General features: G+C 45.7%; 21 protein-coding genes. 4 read left to right on the top strand and 17 right to left on the bottom strand.

Features of this window, described 5'->3' with window-relative positions; all coding sequences use genetic code 11:
- Nucleotides 1-170: 170 nt before the first annotated feature.
- From MKY99_RS23765 to MKY99_RS23810, 10 genes are all read right to left on the bottom strand, one after another.
- Nucleotides 171-452, bottom strand: a complete 282-nt coding sequence (locus tag MKY99_RS23765; RefSeq protein ID WP_042191081.1) for a CD3324 family protein — start codon at nt 450-452, stop codon at nt 171-173.
- A 395-nt stretch (nt 453-847) separates the two neighbouring features.
- Nucleotides 848-3,031, bottom strand: coding sequence for a UvrD-helicase domain-containing protein (locus tag MKY99_RS23770; RefSeq protein WP_339243265.1), 2,184 nt, complete (start codon nt 3,029-3,031; stop codon nt 848-850).
- Between the two features lie 130 nt (nt 3,032-3,161).
- Nucleotides 3,162-4,460, bottom strand: a complete 1,299-nt coding sequence (locus tag MKY99_RS23775; protein WP_042191085.1) for an NCS2 family permease — start codon at nt 4,458-4,460, stop codon at nt 3,162-3,164.
- 238 nt (nt 4,461-4,698) lie between these two features.
- A complete protein-coding gene (locus tag MKY99_RS23780) occupies nt 4,699-5,454 on the bottom strand; it encodes a tRNA threonylcarbamoyladenosine dehydratase (protein ID WP_042191088.1) in 756 nt (251 codons plus the stop codon).
- A gap of 66 nt (nt 5,455-5,520) precedes the next feature.
- On the bottom strand, nt 5,521-7,299 hold the full coding sequence (gene aspS / locus MKY99_RS23785; RefSeq protein WP_042191089.1) for an aspartate--tRNA ligase: 1,779 nt from the start codon (nt 7,297-7,299) through the stop codon (nt 5,521-5,523).
- Nucleotides 7,300-7,380: 81 nt separating this feature from the next.
- The gene (gene hisS / locus MKY99_RS23790; RefSeq protein ID WP_042191091.1) at nt 7,381-8,634 is read right to left on the bottom strand and encodes a histidine--tRNA ligase; all 1,254 of its coding nucleotides are present in this window, start codon (nt 8,632-8,634) and stop codon (nt 7,381-7,383) included.
- A 197-nt stretch (nt 8,635-8,831) separates the two neighbouring features.
- Nucleotides 8,832-8,972, bottom strand: a complete 141-nt coding sequence (locus tag MKY99_RS23795; RefSeq protein ID WP_339266673.1) for a hypothetical protein — start codon at nt 8,970-8,972, stop codon at nt 8,832-8,834.
- 351 nt (nt 8,973-9,323) lie between these two features.
- Nucleotides 9,324-9,773 carry a hypothetical protein gene (locus MKY99_RS23800; RefSeq protein ID WP_076284836.1) on the bottom strand — a complete coding sequence of 150 codons (450 nt, stop codon included), beginning with the start codon at nt 9,771-9,773 and terminating at the stop codon, nt 9,324-9,326.
- Between the two features lie 44 nt (nt 9,774-9,817).
- Entirely contained in the window at nt 9,818-10,327 is a 510-nt protein-coding gene (locus tag MKY99_RS23805; protein ID WP_339266674.1) for a type 1 glutamine amidotransferase domain-containing protein, read from the bottom strand.
- Nucleotides 10,328-10,475: 148 nt separating this feature from the next.
- Nucleotides 10,476-10,631, bottom strand: a complete 156-nt coding sequence (locus tag MKY99_RS23810) for a hypothetical protein (protein WP_156113176.1) — start codon at nt 10,629-10,631, stop codon at nt 10,476-10,478.
- 283 nt (nt 10,632-10,914) lie between these two features.
- Here MKY99_RS23810 and MKY99_RS23815 point away from each other — a divergent pair, with 283 nt between their 5' ends.
- The 3 genes from MKY99_RS23815 (at nt 10,915) to MKY99_RS23825 (ending at nt 14,325) form a co-directional block, all read left to right on the top strand.
- A complete protein-coding gene (locus MKY99_RS23815) occupies nt 10,915-11,607 on the top strand; it encodes a response regulator transcription factor (protein ID WP_339271773.1) in 693 nt (230 codons plus the stop codon).
- Between the two features lie 2 nt (nt 11,608-11,609).
- Nucleotides 11,610-13,073, top strand: coding sequence for a HAMP domain-containing sensor histidine kinase (locus MKY99_RS23820; protein WP_339266677.1), 1,464 nt, complete (start codon nt 11,610-11,612; stop codon nt 13,071-13,073).
- Between the two features lie 130 nt (nt 13,074-13,203).
- Nucleotides 13,204-14,325 carry a hypothetical protein gene (locus MKY99_RS23825; RefSeq protein WP_339266679.1) on the top strand — a complete coding sequence of 374 codons (1,122 nt, stop codon included), beginning with the start codon at nt 13,204-13,206 and terminating at the stop codon, nt 14,323-14,325.
- 163 nt (nt 14,326-14,488) lie between these two features.
- Here the strand turns inward: MKY99_RS23825 and dtd are convergent, their stop codons facing one another.
- On the bottom strand, nt 14,489-14,932 hold the full coding sequence (gene dtd, locus MKY99_RS23830; protein ID WP_339266681.1) for a D-aminoacyl-tRNA deacylase: 444 nt from the start codon (nt 14,930-14,932) through the stop codon (nt 14,489-14,491).
- Between the two features lie 21 nt (nt 14,933-14,953).
- A complete protein-coding gene (locus tag MKY99_RS23835) occupies nt 14,954-17,134 on the bottom strand; it encodes a bifunctional (p)ppGpp synthetase/guanosine-3',5'-bis(diphosphate) 3'-pyrophosphohydrolase (RefSeq protein ID WP_149647662.1) in 2,181 nt (726 codons plus the stop codon).
- Nucleotides 17,135-17,440: 306 nt separating this feature from the next.
- On the opposite strand from MKY99_RS23835, the gene uraA reads away from it, so the two are divergent.
- On the top strand, nt 17,441-18,754 hold the full coding sequence (gene uraA / locus MKY99_RS23840) for a uracil permease (protein ID WP_042191101.1): 1,314 nt from the start codon (nt 17,441-17,443) through the stop codon (nt 18,752-18,754).
- Between the two features lie 207 nt (nt 18,755-18,961).
- Here uraA and MKY99_RS23845 read toward each other — a convergent pair whose 3' ends face one another.
- The 5 genes from MKY99_RS23845 to secD all read right to left on the bottom strand — a co-directional run bounded on the left by MKY99_RS23845 (nt 18,962) and on the right by secD (nt 25,392).
- Nucleotides 18,962-19,480: an adenine phosphoribosyltransferase gene (locus tag MKY99_RS23845; protein ID WP_042191103.1), complete on the bottom strand. Its 519-nt coding sequence runs from the start codon at nt 19,478-19,480 to the stop codon at nt 18,962-18,964.
- A 224-nt stretch (nt 19,481-19,704) separates the two neighbouring features.
- Nucleotides 19,705-22,107, bottom strand: a complete 2,403-nt coding sequence (gene recJ, locus MKY99_RS23850; protein WP_339266684.1) for a single-stranded-DNA-specific exonuclease RecJ — start codon at nt 22,105-22,107, stop codon at nt 19,705-19,707.
- A 29-nt stretch (nt 22,108-22,136) separates the two neighbouring features.
- Nucleotides 22,137-23,087 (bottom strand): cation diffusion facilitator family transporter, encoded by a 951-nt coding sequence (locus MKY99_RS23855; RefSeq protein WP_042191108.1) that lies wholly within the window; start codon nt 23,085-23,087, stop codon nt 22,137-22,139.
- A 165-nt stretch (nt 23,088-23,252) separates the two neighbouring features.
- Complete coding sequence (gene secF / locus MKY99_RS23860) at nt 23,253-24,152, bottom strand: protein translocase subunit SecF (RefSeq protein WP_076284843.1); 900 nt, start codon at nt 24,150-24,152, stop codon at nt 23,253-23,255.
- The gene (gene secD, locus MKY99_RS23865) at nt 24,142-25,392 is read right to left on the bottom strand and encodes a protein translocase subunit SecD (protein WP_042191112.1); all 1,251 of its coding nucleotides are present in this window, start codon (nt 25,390-25,392) and stop codon (nt 24,142-24,144) included. The genes secF and secD overlap by 11 nt, the downstream gene beginning before the upstream one ends.
- Nucleotides 25,393-25,531 lie beyond the last annotated feature (139 nt).

The raw sequence follows: 25,531 nt of genomic DNA on the forward strand, positions 1-25,531 counted from the left end.
ACAAAAAAATAAAAAGAGCATGATCTCGTCTTAGAAAGGCGGGAGCCATGCTCTTTTTTCAAAATATACGAAAGTATAGGTTCCACGCTATACTTTATCCTTATTATTTCTCGCATAAACGCTTACCGTCCATATAGGGACGCCAAAGGCGTTTATGCTTGAACTGTACGCTAGCAATTTATTGCCAGCCGCATTTTTGATATAATTTTCCGAATGCTCTCTTCCGACAGATGATACTTCTTCTGAAGCTCTGCTACGGAATCGCCTTTTCGATGACAACTGAAAATTTCCTCATTGCGGTTTGCTATCTCTTTCCTCGAACCGCTGTTCTCGCCCCATCTAACCCGCTCTTCCGTTTTCTTCGGGATGTAGAGCAGTTCACCTTGGATGTATCCCTGAAGCTCTTTGAGCAAGCCAGGGGGGAGCACATCCTTCCCATTTACATAACTCAACTTGCATTTCCTCCTTCAACAGGTGTGTTCCTATGCGTCCGTCAACTACTGATAAAGTAATTTCCACGTCACCTGCCTCCTTTCTTCTCCTCATATTTGGAAAAATCCGTAATTTCATTATATAAAAACCTCTTGGTAGCGTCTACATTCTAATTCACATTTCGTAATCCTAATGAATAATCGGTACTTATATCTCATGTTTTGAAATAAGGAGGCCTTACGGCCTCCTCGCTTTAAGCGGGTTTCCGTCTTAGACGGAAACCACCTCGTATACTGAAATCATTTCACTCAGCCTCCTTCCAGAAGTGTTCTTGCCCGGCCGGACACTTATTATTAAGCCATACCCGTAGGGGAGTTACAAGTTCAAAAACAGTTATAACTGTTCTCCACCAGACTTAGTTCCCCTCAGAATCGCTTTCAACCGCCGTTTGCACATAGGAAGGCATTTCCCCATTATGGAGTAACCACAGCTCGTGAAGCGCTCGTGTACAGCCTACATACATCAGCTTCGCATCCCATGCTGTCGCTCCGTAATGGTCTTGATCGGCATCTGCTAAGATGACCGCATCAAATTCCAATCCTTTAGATAAATACACAGGTAGTACCGATAATCCACCCTGATATTGCGTCATGCTACCGTCGATCAGATGAATATCTTCAAAATGCTGCTCTAGTTCAGCATACAGCTCTGTGGCTTCACGTAGACTACGTGTCAGCACAGCCACCGTACGATATTCCCTTCCAGACAGGGACTTCAGTGCCGATTGTATAGTGCTCAAACGAGCATTTCCTTCAGCTTCCCGTTCTCCGACTATTTCTCCGTAGGCGATCATCCGAACAGGGTCACCACTACGAAAGACAGGAACAGCCAACAACGAACTTTCTACTCCCGAGGATAGAATTCCATTAGCGAAGTCTATAATTTCCATGGTTGAACGATAGCTGCGTGTCAACGCATGGTAAGCCGTGTTCTCAGGGGCAAATAAGGTCTGCATCTCTTCCCATGCGTGTACGCCTTTATAAGCGTGTATACCCTGCGACAGATCGCCTAGAATGGTAAAGGAATGTCCACGCACGTATAAATCCAGCACCGCAATTTGGAAGGGGGAGAAATCTTGGGCTTCATCGATCACCACATGATCAAAACGAGCGCCGCCTTCGTTCCCATTCAAAAGATAATAAATATATAACAGAGGTGGTAAATCCTCTTCACGTATAATCCCTTTTTTCAGCTCTTTTGCCGTTTCCTTCAGCACAGCTGCTGGAATATTCTCAGGTGGATCCACCGGCCAATCTTCCGGGACTTTAGCCGCACGAAAGATTTGCTTGTAGATCGTCAGCGGATCATACTTAGGCCATTTTGCACTGTATGCTTTTTCTCGTGCAGCACCTTTTTTCTTGCGATCCTTCATAGCTGCAGCTGAAGGACTTTTCTTCAGCTCCATCTCAATCCAGCGATGTATCCGTGCCATTACACGTTCCTTACGCTTCGCTGGCGGATAAGGAGCGTACTCCTCATTATGCCAGCGCAAGATCATGGAGCGGCGCAGTACAGCACCTTCCCATGGGATAAAATCACCCTCAGGTACCGAGCTGCTTTCCAATAGCTTGATGCTGGACTCTATTATTCCCATCAACACCGTAGAACCCTTGAAGCGTCCAGGTGTCTCTTCTGTAATCACAGGCATGCCGCCCGGAGTTTCGAACCAACGGTTCATCGTCTCCGTAGCATCTTGCTCTGGAAGCTCCAGACCTAGTACATTTGCAGCCCAATCCGGGAAAGTGCTCTGGGCAATATTTCCTACACCAAGTTCAGGCAGTACATCCGAAATATAATCCAGAAACATTCGGTTCGGTGCAAAAATAATCATTTTTTCTGCAGAGACCTGATCTTTGTATTGATACAGCAGAAAGGCTAAACGGTGTAGTGCAACTGTAGTTTTACCACTTCCCGCTACGCCCTGTATGATCAATGCTGTATTTTTGGCGGCACGGATAATCTTGTCCTGTTCCTCCTGAATGGTCGATACGATATCGCGGAGACGATTATCTTTGTTCTCACCCAGGCGATAGACGAGAAACTCATCTGACACCACAGGTGCGTCACTCTCCCGGTTGTACGTATCTGCGACCCGCTCCAGAATCTGCTTCCGGATCACCACGTTGCGCTTGAGGTATACCAGTCCTTCTATCAGCCCCTCAGGAGCTTCATAAGAGGCAGGCTCCGTACCACCGGTAAACGAATAGAACAGGCTTGCTACCGGTGCGCGCCAGTCGATGACTAGCGGACGGTCGCTTACCTGCTCGCGGTCTACGCCGATTTTTCCTATATAGAGTGCCTTCCGCTGCTTCTCATCATTGCCCTGAAAATCAAGCCGTCCGAAATAAGGCTCCTGCCGAAGCTTGGCAAGATCTTTGCGCTTCTGATCACGGTTCGCTTCTAACACCTGTTCCGTATAATCATGTCCCGTGTACACCGGAGTCTGGTTAAGTTTCTCCAGTAAGGTGTCAATCTCAGTAAGCGCTTGATTCAGCCTGTCTTCTTCCTCTTGATAGGCACTTTGAAAGTTGTCTTCCAATTTCAGTTACCTCCTAAAAGTTTATCGAGCTTAAATTTTCATTCTCCTCATTCCCTCTTCTCACGCAAAAAGGATACCCATTGTAGCATAATCAGCACTAAAATACCAAATCTTTCAAGCGAACATACGACTACAGCACAGCTTGCAAAATAAAGTTAGCTACAAATAAACCCGCAATGCCATACAGCGCAGGAGGTACTTCCTTGCCCTTGCCCACCGCAAGCTTCACGATCGGATAAGTAATAAATCCAAAAGCCATACCATCTACGATGCTATAGGTGAATGGAATCATGACCATGATTAGGAAAGAAGGAAAGAGCTCTGTTAAATCTCCCAAGTCCATTTCACGCACATTCTGTACCATAAGCCCACCGATTACAATCAAGATCGGAGCGATAGCACTGTCTGGAATGTAGGAGAGCAGAGGGAGGAACAAGAATGTCGCCCCGAACAGCAGTCCTGCCACGAGTGAGGTCAGTCCCGAACGTCCACCTGCAGCAATACCTGCATTAGATTCCGCAGCGGCTACTACAGGACTGCTTCCGAAGAGACCTGCAGCGATATTGGCAATAGAGAGTGCTCGTAAGCTACTCTTGAAGCGCTCAGGACGCCCTGCCATCATAGTCTGTGAGGCGACTAGCCCAATATTTTCAAATACAACAATTAAGAGCAGTAAGAAAACAGCAATCCAGAACACAAGGCTCACTATGCCGCTCCAGTCCATTCCCAGAAATAAGCTTTCATAACCCGTAAATACATGACCGGATGCCTGCTTCTCAGGCGCGTGAGCCGCTCCCAGCAAGTAGGCTAGACCTGTACCAACCAGCATACTGATAAGCAAACCACCGTTGGTCCCGCGGATAAACAGTACTAAAGCGAGTAATAAGGTTACACAGGAAGTGATAACTGCTGGATCGCTAAAATGTCCTATAGCAACAAACGTGGTCTGATGCGCAATCACAATCCCGCTTTTTTGCAGTCCTATAAAGGTCAGAAAAAGCCCTATCCCGACTGTAATGGCATGCTGTAGGTTTTGAGGAATCGCCTCACTTAGAATACGATAAAGCGATGTGAAGGCCACGATAGCGAATAACACACCGGTTATTACAACTACAGTAAGTGCCTCTCTCCAACCTAAATTCATTGAATGTACAAGTGTGTATGTGAAAAATGCGTTTATCCCCATCCCTGGTACCACGATGATTGGTGTCTTCCCACCGAAGGCCATCAGTAGACAGCCTGTAATGGCAGTCAATAGTGTAGCCACCATTGCTGGTCTAAGCGGCATACCCGCGTCATGAAGAATGGTCGCATTCACCATTACAATGTATACCGAAGCAAAATACGAAAGGATCCCTGCAGCCCACTCCCGTTTCCAGTCATTCTCAGGTGCAAGCCCTACACTATTTCGCCAAAAATTTGATTTCATGTACAAAAACCTCCACTGATATTAAGTTCCGCAGGCGGATATTACCCGGATAATAAGGCTTATAATCAACGGTTCATCCCGGTTCAATTATTATGCCTATTTGTGGTCTGCATCTTGCAGACCCGCCTGTTAACCACAACAAAAGGGCGTACGCAACTGGATTTCAGCTGGTCGCCCTTTTGGTCCATTTTACTACTACTATCGCTATAATTGAAACAGCTTCAGCTCAGCGATTCACTTACACGCTGACGCCTCCAGCCTCAAGCAAATCACGCACGGCAACACTGACCATGATCAGGCCTGCTACCGGCGGAACGAAGGCGTTACTAGCTGGTGGTTGTTTCGCTTTACGTCGATCCGGCGCATTCTCCGGAACGATCTTATCCGTAACATCCTGACGTGGCTTCATTGGCGGCTCCGTAGAGAAAACCACCTTCACGCCTTTCTTAATTCCTTCCTTACGCAGCTTCTGACGAATGACACGCGCAATAGGGTCATAAGTTGTCTTGGAAATGTCCGCTACCTGGAATCTTGTAGGATCCATTTTGTTGGCAGCGCCCATGCTTGAGATCATTGGAATTCCACGAGACAGACATTCTTTGATTATGTGAACCTTATAAATAATCGTATCCGAAGCATCAAGTACATAATCAGGTTTTAATTTGAACAATTCCTCATAGGTTTCTTCCGTATAGAACATGTTGAGCGCAATCGCTTCGCATTCCGGATTGATCAACTTCACACGGTCTACCATCAGTTCAGCCTTCTTCTGCCCAACCGTAGTTGTGAGTGCATGAATCTGGCGGTTTACATTGGTGATGTCTACAGTGTCCTTATCTATCAGAATCAGTCTGCCGATGCCGGTACGCGCCAAAGCCTCAACTGCTATACCGCCAACACCGCCGATGCCAAGCACCGCTACCGTGCTGTTCTTCATTATTTCCAGACCTTCCGGTCCGATCGCCAGTTCCGTGCGTGAGAACTGATGTAGCATGAGGTTCAGCCTCCTTCAAAAGCTTTGGCGAAGCAGAAATCTGCCTCGCCCGCTTCGATTAGTTAATTATTCTTTTTCTTTCTTCGGTTTAAGCGCCAGCTTAATGTGCAGCTGCTCCAATTGTGAACCATCTACTGGTGAAGGTGCATCCATAAGTAGATCTGTTGCACTTGCCGTTTTCGGGAATGCGATGGTTTCACGCAGATTTGTACGACCGGACAGCAGCATAACTAGACGATCTAAACCGAAAGCGATACCACCGTGTGGAGGTGTACCATATTCGAACGCATCCATCAGGTAGCCGAACTTCTCATAAGCAACCTCTTTCGTAAATCCAAGGGCTTCGAACATTTTCTCCTGTACTTCGCGTTTGTAAATCCGCATGGAGCCTCCGCCTACTTCATAACCGTTCAGAACGATGTCATAAGCTTGTGCACGGATCGCACCTGGATCTGTGTCAAATAGATGCAGATCCTCTTCACGTGGACGAGTGAACGGATGGTGTTCTGCTACATAACGTTTCTGATCTTCGTCATATCCAAGGAGTGGGAAGTCTGTTACCCAAGCGAACTTGAACACGTTATCGTCAATCAGACCGAGCTGACGTCCAATTTTAACACGAAGGGCGCCTAGAACGTCTGCTACAACCTTTTTATTATCAGCGGAGAAGAGGAGAAGGTCGCCTTCTTCAGCGCCTGTACGTTCCTTCACAGCCGCAATTTCTTCTTCGGAGAAGAATTTCACAATCGGCCCTTTGAATTCCCCGTCTTTCACTTGAATCCATGCCAAGCCTTTCGCGCCATAGCGAGCAGCATAAGGTCCAAGGTCATCGATTTCTTTACGAGTCCAAGTGCCACAGCCTTTAGCATTTAGACATTTCACTTCGCCGCCTTTTTCGATTACAGAAGCGAATACCTTAACACCGCTAGTAGCAACAATATCGTTCATTTCTACAAGCTCTAATCCAAAACGCAGATCAGGTTTGTCAGAACCGTATTTGCCCATAGCATCAGCATAAGTCAACCGTTGGAACGGAAGCTCAATATCTGCTCCTACAGTTTCCTTGAACAGACGCTGCATCAGCTTCTCCATCATACCAAGCAATTCATCTTGTGACAGGAATGAAGTCTCAATGTCGACTTGAGTGAATTCAGGCTGACGGTCAGCACGCAAATCTTCATCACGGAAACAACGAGCAATTTGGTAATAGCGCTCAACGCCGCCGACCATCAACAATTGCTTGTAGATTTGTGGAGATTGCGGCAATGCGAAGAATTCGCCTTCATGCACACGGCTTGGTACCAGATAATCACGCGCGCCTTCCGGTGAGCTCTTAGTTAGGATCGGTGTTTCTACGTCGATGAATCCTTCACTGTCAAGGAAATCACGGAAAATCTTAGAAGCTTTCGAGCGAAGCAGCAAGGTTCTTTGCATCTCCGGACGACGAAGGTCTAAATAGCGATATTTGAGACGCAGAGACTCGTCTACTTCCACACCATCTTCGATGAAGAACGGAGGTGTCTTAGCTGCGTTCAGCACTTCAATGTCCGTAATTTGCACTTCAATTTCACCTGTTGGCAGGTTGCGGTTAATGGTTTCCTCATCACGTTTAACAACTTTACCTTTAACAGCCAGGACGTATTCACTACGAACCTTATCAGCAATTTGTAAGGCTTCGCCAGAGTAGTCTGGGTTAAATACAACTTGTACAATACCGCTTCTGTCACGCAGATCAATAAATAATACGCCCCCAAGGTCACGGCGAGTCTGCACCCATCCGTTCAAGGTTACCGTCTGTCCAATATGTTCTGGTGTTAATTGTCCACACTGATGACTTCTTTGCATAATTTATCATTCCCCTTCATGGTTAAAAATACATTTTTAATCTTTCTCTATACAGTCACCATAAGACGTTAGTCAGATGGTCTAAACCAGTGCCTGACCCAGCTCATCCAGCTTCACGGTGCGTTGCTCCCCTGTATTCATCGACTTCACGGTAATTACACCATTCTTCAGCTCATCTTCGCCAAGAATCGCAGTATAACGTGCCGACATACGGTCTGCGGATTTCATCTGTGCCTTCATTTTTCGGCCTAGGTAGTCACGTTCTGCTGAGAACCCTTGGCTGCGCAGAATATATAGCTGCTTAGAGATTTCGATATCAGCTTCCTCACCGAGAGCTACGAAGTACACATCCAGTGGCTTCGCCGTCTCCAGCTCTACCTTCTGATCCTCCAAAATGAGGAGAATTCGTTCAAGTCCAATCCCAAAACCAATACCCGGTTGATCCGGTCCACCAATTTCTTCAACCAAACCGTTGTAACGGCCTCCGCCGCCCACGGTATCAATCGAACCAATACCTGCTGCTTTATATTCAAACGCTGTATGCGTGTAATAATCCAGTCCTCTTACAAGTCGAGGGTTAATGGTGAATTCCACACCCATGATATCAAGGTGCATCTTCACCTTTTCAAAATGAGTCGTGCACTCTTCGTCCAGACTATCCAAAATGGAAGGCGCATCTGTAAATTTATCTTGATCTACCTTACAATCCAGCACGCGAAGCGGATTACGCTCAATACGACGCTGACAGTCACTGCAAAGGGTATCCTTCATTGGTCTTAAGAAACCCAATAATTTCTCCCGATAAGCTGCACGGCTAGGTGCGTTACCGACAGAATTGATTTCCACTCTTACATCCTTAAGGCCAAGATCCTTATAGAATTGATAGCCTAAGGAGACTACTTCCGCATCAATAGCCGGATCCACAGCTCCAAAAGCCTCAATACCAAACTGATGGAATTGACGATATCTACCTGCCTGTGGACGCTCATAGCGGAACATAGGTCCGATATAATACAGCTTACTTACATCAGGTTCACCGTAAAGCTTGTTCTGAACATAAGCTCTAACGACACCAGCCGTTCCTTCTGGACGCAGCGCCAGATCACGATCGCCTTTATCCTTGAACGTGTACATCTCGCCTTCTACAATATCCGTTGTTTCGCCTACTCCACGCTCGAATAACCCCGTATACTCGAACATCGGTGTACGGATTTCACGGTAATTGAAACGACGGCATAAATCTCTAGCCTTCCCCTCAATATACTGCCATTTCTCCACAGCTCCCGGAAGCACATCCTGCGTTCCTGTAGGTTTCTCGAATCTTTCTTTAGCCACAGTCTATCCCTCCTAAAAAATACCCCTCTAAATCTGCTCTCTTCATCACTTCATCATGCTAAACAAAACAAAAAATCCCCCGCCCTGTTTATAAAAAACAGGGACGAGGGATTATCATAACCAATAATACACCCGTGGTACCACCCACATTCCGGATCAGAACCATTCTGAATCCGCTCAAAGCGGTTAACGCCCGCCTACGCATAACGGCTACTGATAGCGGCAATATACATTGCCCACTTTCGCCGTACGTTCTCGGGGAGGTCATTCATTCGCTCATCAACAGAATCCTTGCAGCCAAGCAGAAACGATAGATCATCCATTGTACTGGATATCATCTGAATCTACAGGGGATTCCTCTCTGGAGTTGTGGGTCCTCGAATTACTTGTTCCCGTCATCAAAACCATATGATAAAATCGTATATTTTTAAATTCTACTGAACTACTGCGCTAAAGTCAAGGCAGGAAATGCGAAGATGAATAAAAAATTCGACAACTTTCAACTTTTGACCTTTAACTTCAACCGTTACAAAAAAAATGACCTGCAGCCAAATGCTGCAGGTCCATCATCATATATTATTAAAAAGGGGGTCATGCCTTTATTATAAACACGCTATATTAAGGAAACATGTATGTAATATTACGATTATATTACATTCATGAAAGCGGTTTATTTTAATAGATTGTTGTCAATCGAATTGCTCTACAAATGCTCCTTTGCCCCGAAGGGTTTCCACAACCTCATTATAATTCTCTTCTGCAACACTTAGGTCCATCACATAACGAAGTTTACTTAAATCCCCATCTTCGAGCTCTCCATCTGCTACATCCGCACTAACCTGGTCTTCATCCACGCTATAATGGGTCTCAGGCTCATCACGCGTTTCGGAGGCGGCAACACCAGGGGCCAACATAGCTCCAGCTGCCGGAGTGCTACCCGTTCCAAGCGTCCCCACTGTACCTGCGGCTAACGTCGTATTACTAAACGGGGCTATCGGAAACAGAATTCTACGATCTTCCCCAATAGGGTCCGTGAGTGGCCATACCTCCAAGCCATCTACCTTGTAACTAATCAATGCTATTTTAGCACCTTCTGCTTCATTTTCCGTTCTAAAATATGCTTGGATTTTTCTGGTCATTACCATTACCTCCTTTAGATTATAAGACTCTGTGTTATTAATTGCTATTGCAGAACCTTCAATATTTCACGAACGAAGGCAGGCTCATCTTTCGGGGTACGCGAAGTAATGTAATTACGATCAACTACCACTTCTTCATCTTTAAACTCCGCACCAGCGTTCACAGCATCATCTTTCAACGGAGGATAACAGGTGATGGTACGTCCTTTAAGCAAGTCTGCACTGATCAGAATTTGGGGTCCGTGGCAAATAGAAGCGATAGGCTTACCAGCTTCGTTTGCTTCTTTCACAAACTTCAAAATATCTGCATTTTGCCGTAAATTTTCTGGGGAAGAACCTCCAGGAATTACTATCGCGTCATAATTACCTGCTTGAACGTCAGCTATAGCTTTATCGGCTGCGTAGGAGACTTCCTTCTTTTTGCCTAGTAAGGTCTCACCCTTCTTTAAACCAATAATGTCAGCTTGATGTCCTGCCTTTATAACTTCATCGTAAGGGACCTTCATCTCAGAATCTTCAAAATCATTAGCTAGTAAAAATGCAACATTACTCATGTGATAAGTTCTCCTCTCTGCTTGTGCAAATGAATAGGTACTTATTGATCTTTCTTGTCGTCTATTACCCTTATCACAATGATTTCTAACCTCTAATCAGAAAATATCCCCGGTTAACCGCATCAAAAAGCCGCCTCCACCACCCATTTCAGGTACGCGGTAAGAGATTACGGCTTCTTCCTTTGATCACTTGAGATTCAATATCATCTTCCGTCTTTTTGGCTAATGCATAGGCTTCTACAGGACTCCCTGTCGCTAGTGCCGGGATACTTCTCCATACCCATGCCTTCTGTGAATGTCTCATTACTAAGCTCCTTGCATCGTGCGAGATAACTGTCTACCTTTAGTTTATCCAGCTCCAAGAGGCTCTATCCGCGCAAGATTCTACTTACAACACAACAGAAACAAGCAGACTTTTACGCGCAGGATACTTGTAGCCATCAGAAGAAGGAGGCTGACTGGAATTTCGGAATTTCCGTTTGAGCTGGTGTTTGCTTTCAAACCCCCAATTGGTTCGCTTTTGCTGAGCGCAATATGTAGAATAGGCGTATCAATACAACAATAGCGAGGTGGAAAGGATTAACAGCATGGATAAAAGAGTGCTTGTCGCAGACGATGAATGCTCTATCGTGAAAGCGATCGCCTATGCACTGCGGCGGGAAGGCTTTCAGGTCGAAACGGCCGCTGACGGCGAAGCCGCGCTTAGGCTCGTCGAATCGTTCCAGCCGCAAGTGTTCGTACTGGACGTTATGATGCCAGGGCAGTCTGGTTATGATGTGTGCCGTCGGCTAGAGAACCGGAGAGGGATTGGCATCCTATTGCTCACGGTCAAGAACGACATTGTAGACAAAGTACTAGGCCTAGAGCTGGGTGCAGATGATTATATGACCAAGCCGTTCGATATTCGGGAGCTCGTCGCCCGAGTTAGAGCGCTGCACCGTCGAGTCGAGAAAAGCGCGGAACACACTCCCTCCGACAGTCCAATTATGATTGGTGCGGTGACAGTGAACCCGTCACATCGTGACGTACAGGTGGCCGGTGAGAAGGTGGGGCTGACGCCCAAAGAATTCGAGCTGCTACACCTGCTCGTCCTCCATTCGGAACGGGTATACACACGCGAGGAACTACTAGATCTTGTCTGGGGGCTCGACTATGACGGGGGCACGCGCACTGTCGACATTCATATACAGCGAATCCGCAGTAAGCTGGGCGACGAAGGTCAACGTCTACTCCAGACCGTATACGGAGTAGGTTACAAGGCCACCCGGGAGTCCTTATGAGGGTGAGCTTACGATGGAAGTTCTCTCTGCTGCTCGCCGGCCTGCTGTTGTTCACGGTGAGCGTGCTTAGTGTGCTAGTACTACGCAGTATCCGTCACAACCAACGTACTGGACTGGAGCGTGAAATGGCGGAGATGGCGAACCGCGCCGAATTGACGGTGAAGATGAGCTACTTGTCCGGGGAACAGGTCAGCTTGAAGGCATTTATGAAGTATCGTGGCATGGATCTTTCCAATCTATTGGGGCAATCCAACGGACTGCACGTCCGACTGTACGATGAGACCGGTATCGAGATCGGGAATTCGCTGCCTCTCGTTCCTTCCCCCACTATGCCGGATGCGCTGCAGTATGCACTTCAGGGCAAGGTTGCTTATTCGGACGTTCAGGACGTGCTATATTATTTCACACCCATCATGTTCGAGGAACAACTGATCGCTGTAGCCGAATTCCAGAGACCCGTGGGCGAGCTGCACGCCTTTTACCGGCAGACAAGAACAATGTTCATCCTATCCGGGTCAACCGTTCTGCTCGCCAGCTTCCTGCTCGGCTTCCTCTATGTCTACCGACAATCCAAAGCTATAACTCTGCTCAAGCAGACAGCGAACAACATCGAAGCAGGAGCGTATATTGATCATGCACCACTAGTCCGTAAGGATGAACTTGGCGAATTAAGCGAGGGCATTTATAGCATGAGCCGTGAGATCGAATCGAGTATGAAGAAGTTAGAAACGGAGAAAGTGAAGCTATCGCTTGTCGTAGACAAGCTACAAGTATTGGAGCAGCAACAGAAGCAATTCATTAACAATATTAGTCATGAACTTAAGACACCTCTCACTTCTATCACTGCATATGCCGATCTACTGGAACTGTACCCAGATGATCCTTTACTGTTTCAGCAAGCGATGGAAAGCATTCGCAAGGAATCGTCTAGACTGCACAAGCTAGTGGAAAACGCGCTGCGCCTTGCCTCACTGGAGAAGTACGAATTCGAATATCAGGCTGAAGCCGTGTCACTTGATATCGTGCTGGACGAGCTCGTCTCTCTTATGAAAGGCAAGGCTGACAAATTCGGACTAACCATTCAGCTTCACACAGTACCTGCCACCATATGGGCGGAACGCGAGAGTTTAATACACATCTTCGTTAATTTACTGGACAACGCGATCAAATACAACCTCCCCGGTGGAAGCATCAATATTCGATTGTATACCGAACAGAATCACGCAAAGATAGAAATTATTGATACGGGAATTGGCATTCCTTTCGAATCCCAGGAGCGAATCTTTGAACCCTTCTACACCGCGAACAAGGCGCGTTCAAAAGAAACGAAAGGAAGCGGCTTGGGACTTGCTCTCGTTCAGCAATGGGTGGAGAAGCAAAGAGGAATCATACAATTAAAGCGGTCTGACTCCACTGGGAGCGTGTTTGAAGTACAGTTTTCCCTCTATAATCATGATTCTGTATAAGTCCCAACTCCTCACTTCTCCAAGTCTCGATCCGTTTACAACTTGGAAACAATTCGAAATACTGTGGAGACATCCTGTTGGTACACTCTTATCAGATTTATAACACAGCTTAGAAGGAGATACATCATTCATGAAGATGAAACAAGTTGGGATCGTATTACTAGCGGTTGGGATCGCAGGCTGCAGCAGCACAACACAGAGTAACGGCGGTGGAGCAACTAATAGCCCACCAGTTACCGTCATCGACAAGAACAAGCCAGAGAAGCCTGATTCGCAAACCGATAAACCAATCACCATGGATCAACTCGAGCGACTTGACGGCCTGTATGCGCAAGATTGGCTGAATGAGAACGAATTGTTAATTGCCCAGACGAATCCGGACGCGAAGAAGATTGATTCCGACTCTGGTCCAATGAAGCCTGCCCAGCTGTACATTTACAATTTGAAAACGAAGCAGGTCAAGGCGCTGAAACCGAGCGAAGACCGCGTGCATGAGAGTCCGATTGTCTCGCCGGACGGCCAATATGTCTTTTTCCATGAAAACACCTCGTTCATGATGGACGGTGGCCGCGGTGTCCTTGTGCATGTGCCAACCGGAACTAGCCGAATAATCACGGATAAGGATAAGGGCGGACAAGAATGGGGCCAGTGGACAGACTCCAGCCATCTGATCGTCGGCAACGGTAAAGGTGCTATTCTGCAGGTTGGGACAGTTAGTAAAGACGAGGTATTGCTTAGCAAAGATAAAAACGTCATGTTCGATTATGCAGCGAAGACCGGGAATACGCTCTTCTACGTCAACCCTAATCCCGATAACACACTGTCGGCCTACAATCTGGAGACGAAGAAAGAGACGATCGTGGACAAATCCGTCTGGAGAATGTCGCTGTCCCCTGACGGCAATCAGTTAGCCATGCTGAAGAGTACGGGGGATACGGAACGCACGCTGTTCCTCATGAACTCGAACGACACCTCGAAGCGGACTAAGCTCGCCGTGACGACTCAGATGTACGCTTTCGATTGGTCCCCAGATAGCTCGTACTTGGCGTTCGCCGTGTATAACAAGGACAGGGACGGCATGAACGGTGTCTACGTTGCGAATGCGAAGACCGGTAAGATCGAGCAACTCGGCGATTTCCAGGATGTCGCAACCGTCGCCTGGAGCCCTTCCGGCAAGCAACTAATGGTCTCGACGAGCACATTTGTGGATAATAAGCCCAAACTCACGACTTATCGGCTAGTGTTGAAGTGATTAACAAGATTAATATGTTCATTACACCAACGGAGACCGAATATTACAATAACAAAAAAGCGTCCAACATATTAGTCACGACTAATATGTTGAACGCTTTTTGAATTTGAAATTTTTGATTAAGGTCTTGATAAATAGGAAGCAATCTTCGACATTTTTTTCATTAACTGCGGCTATCTAAAATGAGAGTAACCGGGCCCCAATTGGTCAGTGACACATCCATCATCGCTCCAAATACCCCCGTCTCCACTTGAAGGCCGCCAGTTCTAAGCTCTTGGTTAAAGTAATCATAAAGTCGCTCGGCCTCCGCGGGAGCTGCTGCTCCCATGAAATTCGGCCGTCTCCCCTTACGACAATCCCCGTATAAAGTAAACTGGGATACTGAAAGAATTGCTCCCTCAGTCTCTGTGACACTGTAGTTCATTTTACCAGCATCATCTTCAAAAATTCGTAGTCCTGCTATTTTATCCGCCAAATATTTGGCATCCTTTTCTGTATCCTCATGCGTAACGCCAACTAGCAGCATTAAGCCTTTGCCAATTTCTCCGGTCACTGCCTTATCCACGGTTACTTTGGCGTCCTTACAACGCTGTACTACAACTCTCATCGTACTACTCCGCTCCTTGCCCTATTGCATGATCCGATTCACTGTATATACATCCTTGACTCGTTTCACTTTATCTACAACGGATTGCAGATGTTCCGTGTTACGAATGAGAATGGTCATATGAATCATTGCCATTTTATTCTTGTCAGAGCGCCCAGTGACCGCAGAAATGTTCGTTTTACTCTCGGAAACTGCCTGCAGCACTTCATTGAGCAGTCCATTACGATCATGACCTGTAATCTCAATATCCACACTGTAGTTTGCTTCCATCGTACCTTCCCATTCCACTTCAATCACCCTTGCTGCTTCTTCTCCGTCACCTTCACCCGGAATGTTAGGACAATCCTGGCGATGTACAGATACACCCCGGCCCCGTGTAACATACCCTACAATGTCGTCACCCGGTACCGGATTACAACATCGTGCAAAACGGACAAGTAAATTTTCAATTCCCTTTACACTAACACCATTGGTCGGTTGATTACGTTTTTCGCCGGAAGACTTGATCTCCTTCATCTCTGAAGTAAGCTCTAAATGATTAGCAGCTTCTTCCTGCTCTTTGCGCAGCTTTTCCGTCAGACGGGAAGCAATCTGCGAAGCGGTAATCCCACCAAATCCAACGGCAGACAGCATATCCTCAACATCGTTAAAAGCAAATTTCTTCGCTGCTTCTAAAAGCTTATCATCAGAAATCCACTCGGAAACTTCGACATTCAGACGCTTCAGCTCACGTTCAATCGCTTCGCGACCTTTTTCGACATTTTCCTCACGTTTTTCTTTTTTGAACCATTGCTTAATTTTGCTTCGCGCATGTGAAGATTGAGCAATCTTGAGCCAGTCGCGGCTTGGTCCGTACGAATGCTTCGATGTCAGTATCTCTACAATATCGCCCGTCTTCAACTTGTGATCCAATGGTACGATCCGCCCGTTCACCTTAGAACCAATCGTACGATTACCCACTTCCGTATGAATACGGAATGCGAAATCAAGTGGTACAGAACCCGCAGGAAGCTCAATAACCTCGCCTTTAGGCGTAAACACAAACACAAGATCCGAGAAAAAGTCCATTTTGAGTGATTTTACGAACTCTTCGGCATCCTTGGCCTCATGCTGAAGCTCCAATATTTCGCGAAAAAAAGGCATCCGATTCTCAGGATTCACATTATTGCTGGTTCCTTCTTTGTATGCCCAGTGTGCTGCTATCCCGAATTCAGCCGTGCGATGCATTTCCCAAGTGCGAATTTGCACTTCGGTTGGCTCTCCGCCAGGACCTACCACTGTAGTATGCAAAGATTGATACATATTGGCTTTGGGCATAGCTATATAATCTTTAAATCGACCTGGCATTGGCTTCCAAAGGGTATGAATAATTCCGAGGGTTGCATAACAATCCTTGATATTATCCACAATGATACGGATGGCCAGCAGGTCATAGATCTCATTAAACTGTTTGTTTTTCGTACTCATTTTGTTATAGACACTGTAGATATGCTTCGGACGACCTGAAAGATCACCTTCAATGCCCATTTCATCCAGCTTGGCACGAATACGGCCAATTACGCTGTCGATAAATTGCTCACGTTCAGCCCGCTTCTTATGCACTAGATTAGCAATGCGATAATACTGCTGCGGATTCAAGTAACGAAGCGCAATATCCTCCATCTCCCACTTAATCGCGGAAATCCCCAAACGATCAGCCACAGGACAGAAAATCTCCAGCGTTTCGTAAGAAATACGTCGCTGGCTCTCTTCAGATTGATACTTTAACGTACGCATATTATGCAGACGATCCGCTAGTTTGATAACGATGACCCGGATATCCTGCGCCATCGCAATAAACATCTTACGGTAATTCTCGTTCTGCTGCTCTTCCTTTGAGCGAAAACGGATGCGTTCCAGCTTAGTTAAGCCATCGACAAGCATCGCGCAGGTATCGCCAAATTTCGCGCGGATTTGTTCCAATGAGACCGTCGTATCTTCCACAACATCATGCAAAAGCGCCGCAACAATAGATATAACATCCATTTGCATATTGACGACAATATCTGCCACCGCCAGCGGATGCAGAATGTATGGCTCCCCCGACTTGCGGATCTGCCCGTGATGAGCCTGATCGGCAAATTCATAAGCTTCCCGGATGCGGAGAAGATCTTTATCTTTTATATAGGCGCCAGCCTTATCAATTAATCGCTCTATGCCCATTCTCGTCGTATCCGTTTCCTTTCTATAATAAAATGAACCCGCAATCATTCTGAAATCTGCAGGTTCCAATCATTTCGCAAGCAACTTACGCTCTTGTTCAAAGTTGTCTATAATTATGACGCTTACGAGGGATTACGTCAACACTTGCCATCTCATGGTACTCAAGAAGTAAAAGTTATGAAAATCGGACAAATTAATAACACTTGTGAAAATGTTGTTGTAAAAATGTCCAGTTCTATTTAATCTAGTAAAGGCGGATTTTCGCTGGACAACATCATATCCATTAAGAAAGAGGAGTGAACTCCATTGCAACGCGAAATTCAAGTTAATGAAAAACTTCCATGGGGCCCCGGTTTTCTATTAAGCCTACAGCATTTGTTCGCCATGTTTGGCAGTACAGTGCTAGTACCTAACTTGTTCGGGGTTGACCCTGGCATGATTTTGCTGATGAACGGTATCGGCACACTGCTATACATTTGGATTTGCCGTGGTAAAATACCTGCCTACCTTGGCTCCAGCTTTGCATTTATCGCACCCGTATTATCAGTGCTTGCTGATCATAAAGATGATCATATGAAAGGGTACTCGCTTGCTTTGGGCGCTTTCATCATCACAGGTGTTATCTTTGTGCTCGTTGCTTTGATCATCCGTTATGCAGGAACAAAATGGATCGATGTTGTCTTCCCTCCAGCAGTAATGGGAGCTATCGTAGCAACGATCGGACTTGAACTTGTGCCTGTTGCCGCGCGAATGGCAGGACTTATTGCCCCTGAAGGTGTTGCAGTTGCAGACTGGACTCCAGATGGCAAAGCAATCACACTTTCTATGGTGACACTGGGCGTAACCGTAATTGGAGCTGTACTCTTCCGCGGTTTCCCAAAAATCATTCACATCCTCATCGGTATTGTAACTGGTTATGGCTTAGCTTATATTATGAAAATGGTGGATACGGCTGCAATATCTAATGCGAATTTTTTAGCGCACCCTACCATTGTTACTCCATCCTTCGATTGGAATGTAATCCTGACTATCATCCCAGTATCGCTAGTAGTAATCGTTGAACATATTGGACACTTACTTGTAACCAGCAATATTGTTGGCAGAGATCTGGCTAAAGACCCTGGACTTGACCGCTCCCTGATGGGTAACGGGATATCTACAATTATCTCCGGTTTTATCGGTTCTACTCCAAATACAACCTACGGTGAGAATATCGGGGTTATGGCATTAACTAAAGTTTATTCTGTATATGTGATCGGTGGCGCAGCAGTGATTGCGATTCTGCTATCGTTCTCCGGAACTTTCTCCTCCGTTATCGCTAATATCCCAACACCTGTAATGGGCGGCGTATCACTACTGTTGTTCGGTGTAATTGCCGCATCCGGTCTACGAATCTTCGTAGAGCAAAAAGTTGATTTTTCCAAAGCCACTAACATGATTATGGCTACGTTGGTGCTTGTTGTCGGAATTAGTGGTACAACCCTTACTATGGGTAGCGTAAAACTCAGTGGTATGGCTCTAGCTACGATTGTTGGTATCGTTCTAGCCCTATTCTTCAAACTTATTGAAGTTCTTGGACTGTCTAATGAAGGTGGAGAAAGCGATAAAGCTGCTCACTAATTTATTTATGAATTAATAATTCAAAAAGACTGCTCCAGATCCATTTTATGGATTGGGCAGTCTTTTTTCGTATCTCTTTTGACCAAAAAATCGAAAAACAGCAACCCTCCGCTAGTAGTAACAGAGAATTGCTATTGTTTGCACTTTTCCACATTATTCGATACATAAATCCCGATTTATTTCCCGGGAAAAGACAAGTTTATCGTATTAATCTTCGTAATCAACTAATGTAATAACTTCAATTCCAGAAAGCTTATTACGTCCAGCAAGCTCAACCAATTCAATCAAAAACGCTGCACCTACCACTTTACCACCAAGCTGCTCCACAAGGTTAACCGAAGTAGCTATAGTACCTCCTGTTGCTAACAAATCATCAGCAATCAATACATTTTGTCCAGGCTTAATAGCATCCGTGTGAACAGCAAGTGTGTCTTTGCCATATTCAAGATCATATCCAACCTCGATAGTCTCATACGGCAGTTTACCACTCTTACGAATCGGCACAAAGCCTACGCCCAATGCGTAAGCAAGAGGTGCACCAACTACAAAACCACGTGCTTCCGGTCCAGCGATCACATCGATTTCTAAGTGGGATACAAGAGCTTTCAAGGCATCAATTGCCTGGCGATATGCATCACCGTCTTTTAACAAGGTGGTGATATCTTTAAAACTAATACCTTCTTTTGGGAAATCAGGAATCACGCGAATACTATCTTTAAAATCCAAATTTTTCATCTCCTAAAAGTTTTGTTAGCATATGCTACTTTGAGTCCGTTTCGGCAAAACTTGCTTCGTAAGCGTCTGCTTTGTTTTGTTAGCATATGCTACTTTGAGTTCGGTTCGGCAAAACTTACTTTGTAAGCGTCTGCTTTGTTTTGTTAGCATATGCTACTTTGAGTCCGGTTCGGCAAAACTTACTTCGTAAGCGTCTGCTTTGTTTTGTTTAGTCTTTATGATACGCCTAAACGGCGTGATAACATCCAATCCTGCAGTTCAGACAAGCTACCTTCCATGAAGTACTGCTCCATTTCCGCCATCTGCCCCAGTCTGACAAAATGTCTTGATGCTGTAAGGCTTTTAGCTGTAGGCTGCGTAATAAAGGTCACACTTCCGTGACTTCTTTCGATAAAATCCAGCTCCTCGAACACATCTAGCATATTACTAAGCATTCGAATACTTAATGAGGATTGTCGACTTAGCCGCAGCAGCACTTCATGTTCTGGCGTTGCAACAGCAGTGATCGAAGCCAGCAGTTTATAGAGTATTTTAAAATGATCCCGTGTCGGAATGATAAGTCGTTCTCGGCCATCCTTTATAGAATGCAATAACGCAATATTATCAGCATTAGGAAAAGCCTTCAGTAACGCGTCTAGTTGTTCAGGAGTCTCCGGCATATCCAGTAGACATAACAGTGAGACATGCCCTGACTCCTGAATCGAATCATCCTTAATAGCGGCGCTAATGCCAGCTTCTTTATCATATACCCAGAAGGACATTCCTATCAATTCAGCCTGTGAAGACATACGTCCACTCTGAAATACTGCTGCAGCACGATAAGGGCCAGCACCACTATAGGGAAGCAGCAGCTCTCTAATATGCGCAGCCTGCCGTACAGCGTCAGCAGCACCACGAAGATCAAATAATTGAGCATCCTGAACTGATAAATCCTGTAGCATCAGCTGTGGTTTCCTTGAGCCATTCCATTCGTTGATCGACAGTTCAGCCAGCACATTGATCGGGGTGCCCACAGGGAGCAGCTTAGCCAAATCCCCTTTACCAAAAGCCAAGGCTTCGATCGTACTCTTACCCTGTTGCAAGACGATCTTCAAGTGTTTTCCTTCTTGCCCCATGGTGCGTGTCTCTTTCACTGTAGCCCCGCGAATGATGAACTTTGGCAATGGATTCGACATCCCGAAAGGTGCAAGCCTTTCCAATTCAAGCGCGGTCTGTAGGGACAAATCGGAAATCGACACTTCTGCATCAGCAGAAGTAACAGGAACGAAATGCTCCGGTGTTAACACAGTAGCAGCGTATTCATTTAATGCCGCAGCGAAGGCTTCTAAGCTGTCCCGATGCAGACTCATTCCCGCAGCTGCTGGATGACCACCGAAATGATCCATTAAGTTAGAACAAGAGGATAAGGCCGCATATATATCAAGTCCAGGAATAGAGCGGGCAGAACCTTTGCACATGCCGGTCTCCGGATGAATATCCAGAATAATTATAGGTCGATAGTAACGCTCCAGCAGTTTGGAAGCCACTATGCCTACCACACCCACATTCCAACCTTGTTCAGCAAGGACTATGATGTCTGGTATTTCTCCACCCTGAGTCATCTGCTCCAGTTTTGCAGTGGCCTCCACTACAATTCTTTCTACGACCAATTGGCGTTCTTTATTAAGCAGATCAAGCTCCCCAGCCAGTTGCTCTGCCTCATCAGTATGCTCGGTTGTAAGCAACGCCACTGCCCGTCCAGCATGATCCAGACGACCACTCGCATTGATACGAGGCGCCATTCCAAAAGCGATATTAACCGCGCTCACAGTACTCATGGTTACGCCGCTAACATCGAGTAAGGCACGAATACCTGGGAATCGAGATTTTCGCATACTCACCAAGCCGTTTCGAACAATCTCACGATTCTCACCCAGCAGCGGCATTAAATCCGCTACAGTACCGATAGCAGCTATCTCTGCCCATTCTTCGGGAGTTTCCTCCCCTAGCATAGCCTGGGCGAGCTTATAAGCTACACCTACACCTGCCAATCCTTTGAACGGGTAGGGGCAGTCGGGCAGCTTCGGATTAATCAACGTATAAGCCTCTGGGAGAAGCTCTGGTGGCTCATGGTGATCCGTAACAATCACATCAATCCCGAGTTCATTAGCGTAAGCAATCTGATGATAGGCGCTAATGCCAGTATCTACAGTAATGATCAAGGATACACCCTGCTGTAAAGCCCAATCCAAAGCATGATTATGCAGCCCATAGCCCTCATTAGAACGGTGCGGGATATAAATATCAAAGGAAGCGCCTAAGTAACGCAGCAAATGAATCATTAATGCTGTACTGGACACACCATCAGCGTCGTAATCGCCGTAAATCAGAATATGTTCTTCTTCTTTTAAAGCCTTTCTAATTCTGGGAACCGCTTCGGCCATTCCTTTTAGAAGGAACGGATCATGCGGAGCTTCCACACCGCCATCCATGAACGATAGAGCCTCATGTGGCGTATCAATTCCTCTAGTCACTAATAGTGAGGATAAGAGCGGAGAAATAGAAAGGCTCCGGGCCATATCCCTTACGACGTCGGGATCGGCTGCCGGAGATTGCCATCTTGTTCTTGAATAAAGCAATAGCGCTCACCTTTCTCTCACCTTGCGAACTACTGAAGCAGCGTCGGAATATCATTATCCACCAATTCATAATTACTTTTGTATGGATAGCCAGGATCATAAGGAACTACGTCCATATGTACCTCACCAACATGAACAAACCTGTGCTGCAGCAACTTTCTTGCACATTCCGAAATATCCTGTGCTTCCATCACCGTAATACGCGGATTTACACTGATCTTCACTTGCAGATTCACATAATTCCCTTGCTCAAGTGCCTTCAAATGTTCTACACGAATAACACCATGAACACGTTGTACGGTTTCAATAAAATTAGCTGCCTCCTCAGAAGGTAGCTCCTGCGCATTCTTAACACTAACAGTATTAACAATGAGCAAATAACCTTTACGTAGAATTAAGCATCCTGTTAAAAGTGCAGCAATAGGGTCCATATAGAGTAGAGGATGCCAATAGGTACCCCCCATTGATAACGATATCCCAACTAATACTGTGATAGAAGTATACAAACTGAAACGATGACTATTGGCATAAGCAGCATGACTGCCATCACCTATTTTTTTAAAGTACCGATATTGATATTGAAATACAGCTTCTTTAAGTACAATAGATAGTAAGACAGTTACAAGTGCAAGTTCTCCGCGAGTGGATGACTGTCCCTCGGTTAAGTCACGGATTGCAGAGAAGGCGATTTGCAGCCCCCCCATAAGAATTAATACCGAAAAAAGTATAGCTAAAAGCGGCTCCTTATTCCCTCGTCGCTCTTCTATCCGCTGCTTGCTCTTTCTGCTTTGTTCAGAGCGCCATGGGAGAATATCCGCCAATTTAGCTGCAGCATCTGCTCCAGAATATAATGCATCGCCCATTAAAGCCTTGCTACCTGAAATATAGCCAAAACTCCCCTTAGCTACTGCCAAAGTAACATCGCTGATGATCCCTGTCCAAGCAACCGTCTTGCTTTGCGGTGATCGTTCTTTATTCATACGAGGCCCCCCTTACCACTAGCAAGTAATCTCATGATGATACAATACACATGACATACTACCCCAAAGATTTCGAAAGCCGCGTCGCATTTGACGCGGCTTTCTTAAATTATAAAGTTGATGTTTTTTTCATTCAAGTGTAGCCATGTTATTTCTCTTGAGACATTACCCTTTAGCCGGGCTCTTTACCTTTATCTTCTCACGCTTCTTAAGCAGTAGCCAGACCGGACTTGCAATAAAGATAGAGGAGTACGCTCCGAATAGCAATCCGATAACCATCGCAAGCGAGAACATCTTGATGGACTCGCCTCCAAGAATCAACAGGAAGAACGCCGCAATAAATACGGTAAATGCTGTGTAAAGAGAACGCATAAGCGTTTGAGCCACACTCTTATTCACAAGCTCTTTTAAATCCTCATAGGTTTTTTGTTTACCAAAACGCAAATTCTCACGGATACGGTCAAAGATAACGATCGTATCATTGATGGAATAACCGATAATCGTAAGCACCGCAATAATAAACGTCAAATCCACTTCCAAGCGGAAGATGGAGAAGATTGCAACGACCATAAAGGCATCATGGATCAATGAAACAATAGCTGCCAATGCAAACCGCCATTCAAAACGAATACTTACATAAATGATAATCCCTAGACAAGAAATGAGAACCGCATAGATCGCATTGCGTGCAAGTTCTTTAGACATTTCAGTATCCACGGTGTTAATCTCAAACGATGCTTTTTCGTCCAGCTTCAAGATCTCTGCTTTAAGAGCTTCATCTTGTTGCTCATCGAGCACTTGATCATAACGAACGTTAACCCGTTCACTTCCTATCGTAATGCTTGGCTCACTTGAAATCCCAGTTTTTTCAACTGCTGAATTAACCTCTTCCAATGTCAAATTCTTAGACAGAGAGATATCAACATTAGATCCTGCTTTGAAATCAACGCTGTAATTCAATCCAAAGGTTGCTAGGAAAATCAAACCTGCCACTGTAAGGGCGATGGAAAAAACATAGAAAAATTTACTCAAATGTACGAAATCAAGCTCTTTCTTAAAGCGCACGAATATCACTCTCCTTAACACCGAAACTCTTCGGTTTGTTCAGCTTACCGGCTTTAACAAGCTGGCTAAGCAACCAGTGGGAGAAATAAAGATTCGTAGCGATACTCAGAACGATTTCCACGATCAGTACCAATGCGAAACCTTTGACTGCACCTGTACCGAAGGCGAACATGACACCTGCCACAATAACAGTTGTGACATTGGAGTCCATTACTGTCCGGAAAGAGGATTTATTACCTGCTTTAACAGAGGAAAGTACACTTTTACCACTGCGCATTTCTTCTCTTATCCGTTCATTTGTAATGATATTGGCATCGACGGCCATCCCTATACCCAGAATAAATGCGGCTATACCAGGCAACGTCAATGTGAAGTCTGCTAAGACAAAGACTACAATTAGCAGCCATGTATGCAAGATCAGCGCAAAACTAGCCAAGAGACCTGGCAAGCGATACATACCGATCATGAAGATAAGAATAATCAAAGAACCCAAAAGACCGGCTTTGATCGTTTGATCAAGCGATTGTTTACCAAGTGTTGCACCCACACTTTGGGAGTATTTCTCAGTAAGTTTCAGTGGCAACGCACCAAGATTAATAGTGTCAGCCAGTTCACGTGCTTCTTTAATTGTATACTGACCGGAAATAGACGCACTACCATCTGTAAGTACTGCTTGTACCGTAGGATCAGATAGTTTGTTCTCATCCAAATAAATTGCGAGATTCTTTCCTAAGAGGCGTTTGGTAATCTCTGCGAATTTATCCTTGTCCTTTATTTTGATACTGATGATTGGCTGATTCAGGTTATCCCGTCCAACCTCTGCCGCACCTTCAACAAAATCACTACCTACCAGTTCGATCTTGCTGTAAGTACCTTCAGCGTCACCTTCAGCAGCACTACGGAAAGTCAGAACTGCAGGCTCCTTCATCTTCTTACGAACCTCGGCTTCATCAGTAACGCCTGCAATTTTCAGACGAATACGGTCAGTACCTTCAGTTGTAACCTCTGGTTCACTGGTTCCGAGCGCATTGGCCCGTTTTTCCAAACTTTCTGCTGTTTTCAACAGTGAAGCTCGGGACAACGCTGCTCCCGCTTCCATAGGCTCTGCATGGTACAAAATCTCAAATCCGCCTTTCAGGTCAAGACCAAGTCTAACCTTGTCCAGCAGTCCAGGAGTAGTAAATGCCATGACGCCTGTCAAAACGAGCACGGTAATAATAAAGCCCATTAGTCTCTTCATGCTCTAGCTAGTTCCCCTTTCATTCACTCAATATTCCTATTATAGCTACACGTGAAATGACCGTCAATTCACAGCATAGTCATAGCTATACTCACACAAAGAAACGGCCGCCCCTGCACATATCAGCAAGACATCCGTT

Origin of the sequence: Paenibacillus sp. FSL R5-0470 (assembly GCF_037975205.1) — a bacterium.
In the GTDB taxonomy this organism is placed as follows: Bacteria; Bacillota; Bacilli; order Paenibacillales; family Paenibacillaceae; genus Paenibacillus_AQ.

Excerpts from the sequence above, each read along its gene's own strand:
- aspS (WP_042191089.1), bottom strand. The coding sequence starts at position 7,299 with ATGCAAAGAAGTCATCAGTGTGGACAATTAACACCAGAACATATTGGA.
- MKY99_RS23810 (WP_156113176.1), bottom strand. The coding sequence starts at position 10,631 with ATGAGACATTCACAGAAGGCATGGGTATGGAGAAGTATCCCGGCACTA.
- MKY99_RS23805 (WP_339266674.1), bottom strand. The coding sequence starts at position 10,327 with ATGAGTAATGTTGCATTTTTACTAGCTAATGATTTTGAAGATTCTGAG.
- dtd (WP_339266681.1), bottom strand. The coding sequence starts at position 14,932 with ATGAGAGTTGTAGTACAGCGTTGTAAGGACGCCAAAGTAACCGTGGAT.
- MKY99_RS23825 (WP_339266679.1), top strand. The coding sequence starts at position 13,204 with ATGAAGATGAAACAAGTTGGGATCGTATTACTAGCGGTTGGGATCGCA.
- MKY99_RS23775 (WP_042191085.1), bottom strand. The coding sequence starts at position 4,460 with ATGAAATCAAATTTTTGGCGAAATAGTGTAGGGCTTGCACCTGAGAAT.
- MKY99_RS23855 (WP_042191108.1), bottom strand. The coding sequence starts at position 23,087 with ATGAATAAAGAACGATCACCGCAAAGCAAGACGGTTGCTTGGACAGGG.
- MKY99_RS23780 (WP_042191088.1), bottom strand. The coding sequence starts at position 5,454 with ATGCTACATCAGTTCTCACGCACGGAACTGGCGATCGGACCGGAAGGT.
- secD (WP_042191112.1), bottom strand. The coding sequence starts at position 25,392 with ATGAAGAGACTAATGGGCTTTATTATTACCGTGCTCGTTTTGACAGGC.
- MKY99_RS23795 (WP_339266673.1), bottom strand. The coding sequence starts at position 8,972 with ATGATATCCAGTACAATGGATGATCTATCGTTTCTGCTTGGCTGCAAG.
- MKY99_RS23800 (WP_076284836.1), bottom strand. The coding sequence starts at position 9,773 with ATGACCAGAAAAATCCAAGCATATTTTAGAACGGAAAATGAAGCAGAA.
- MKY99_RS23835 (WP_149647662.1), bottom strand. The coding sequence starts at position 17,134 with ATGGGCATAGAGCGATTAATTGATAAGGCTGGCGCCTATATAAAAGAT.
- MKY99_RS23815 (WP_339271773.1), top strand. The coding sequence starts at position 10,915 with ATGGATAAAAGAGTGCTTGTCGCAGACGATGAATGCTCTATCGTGAAA.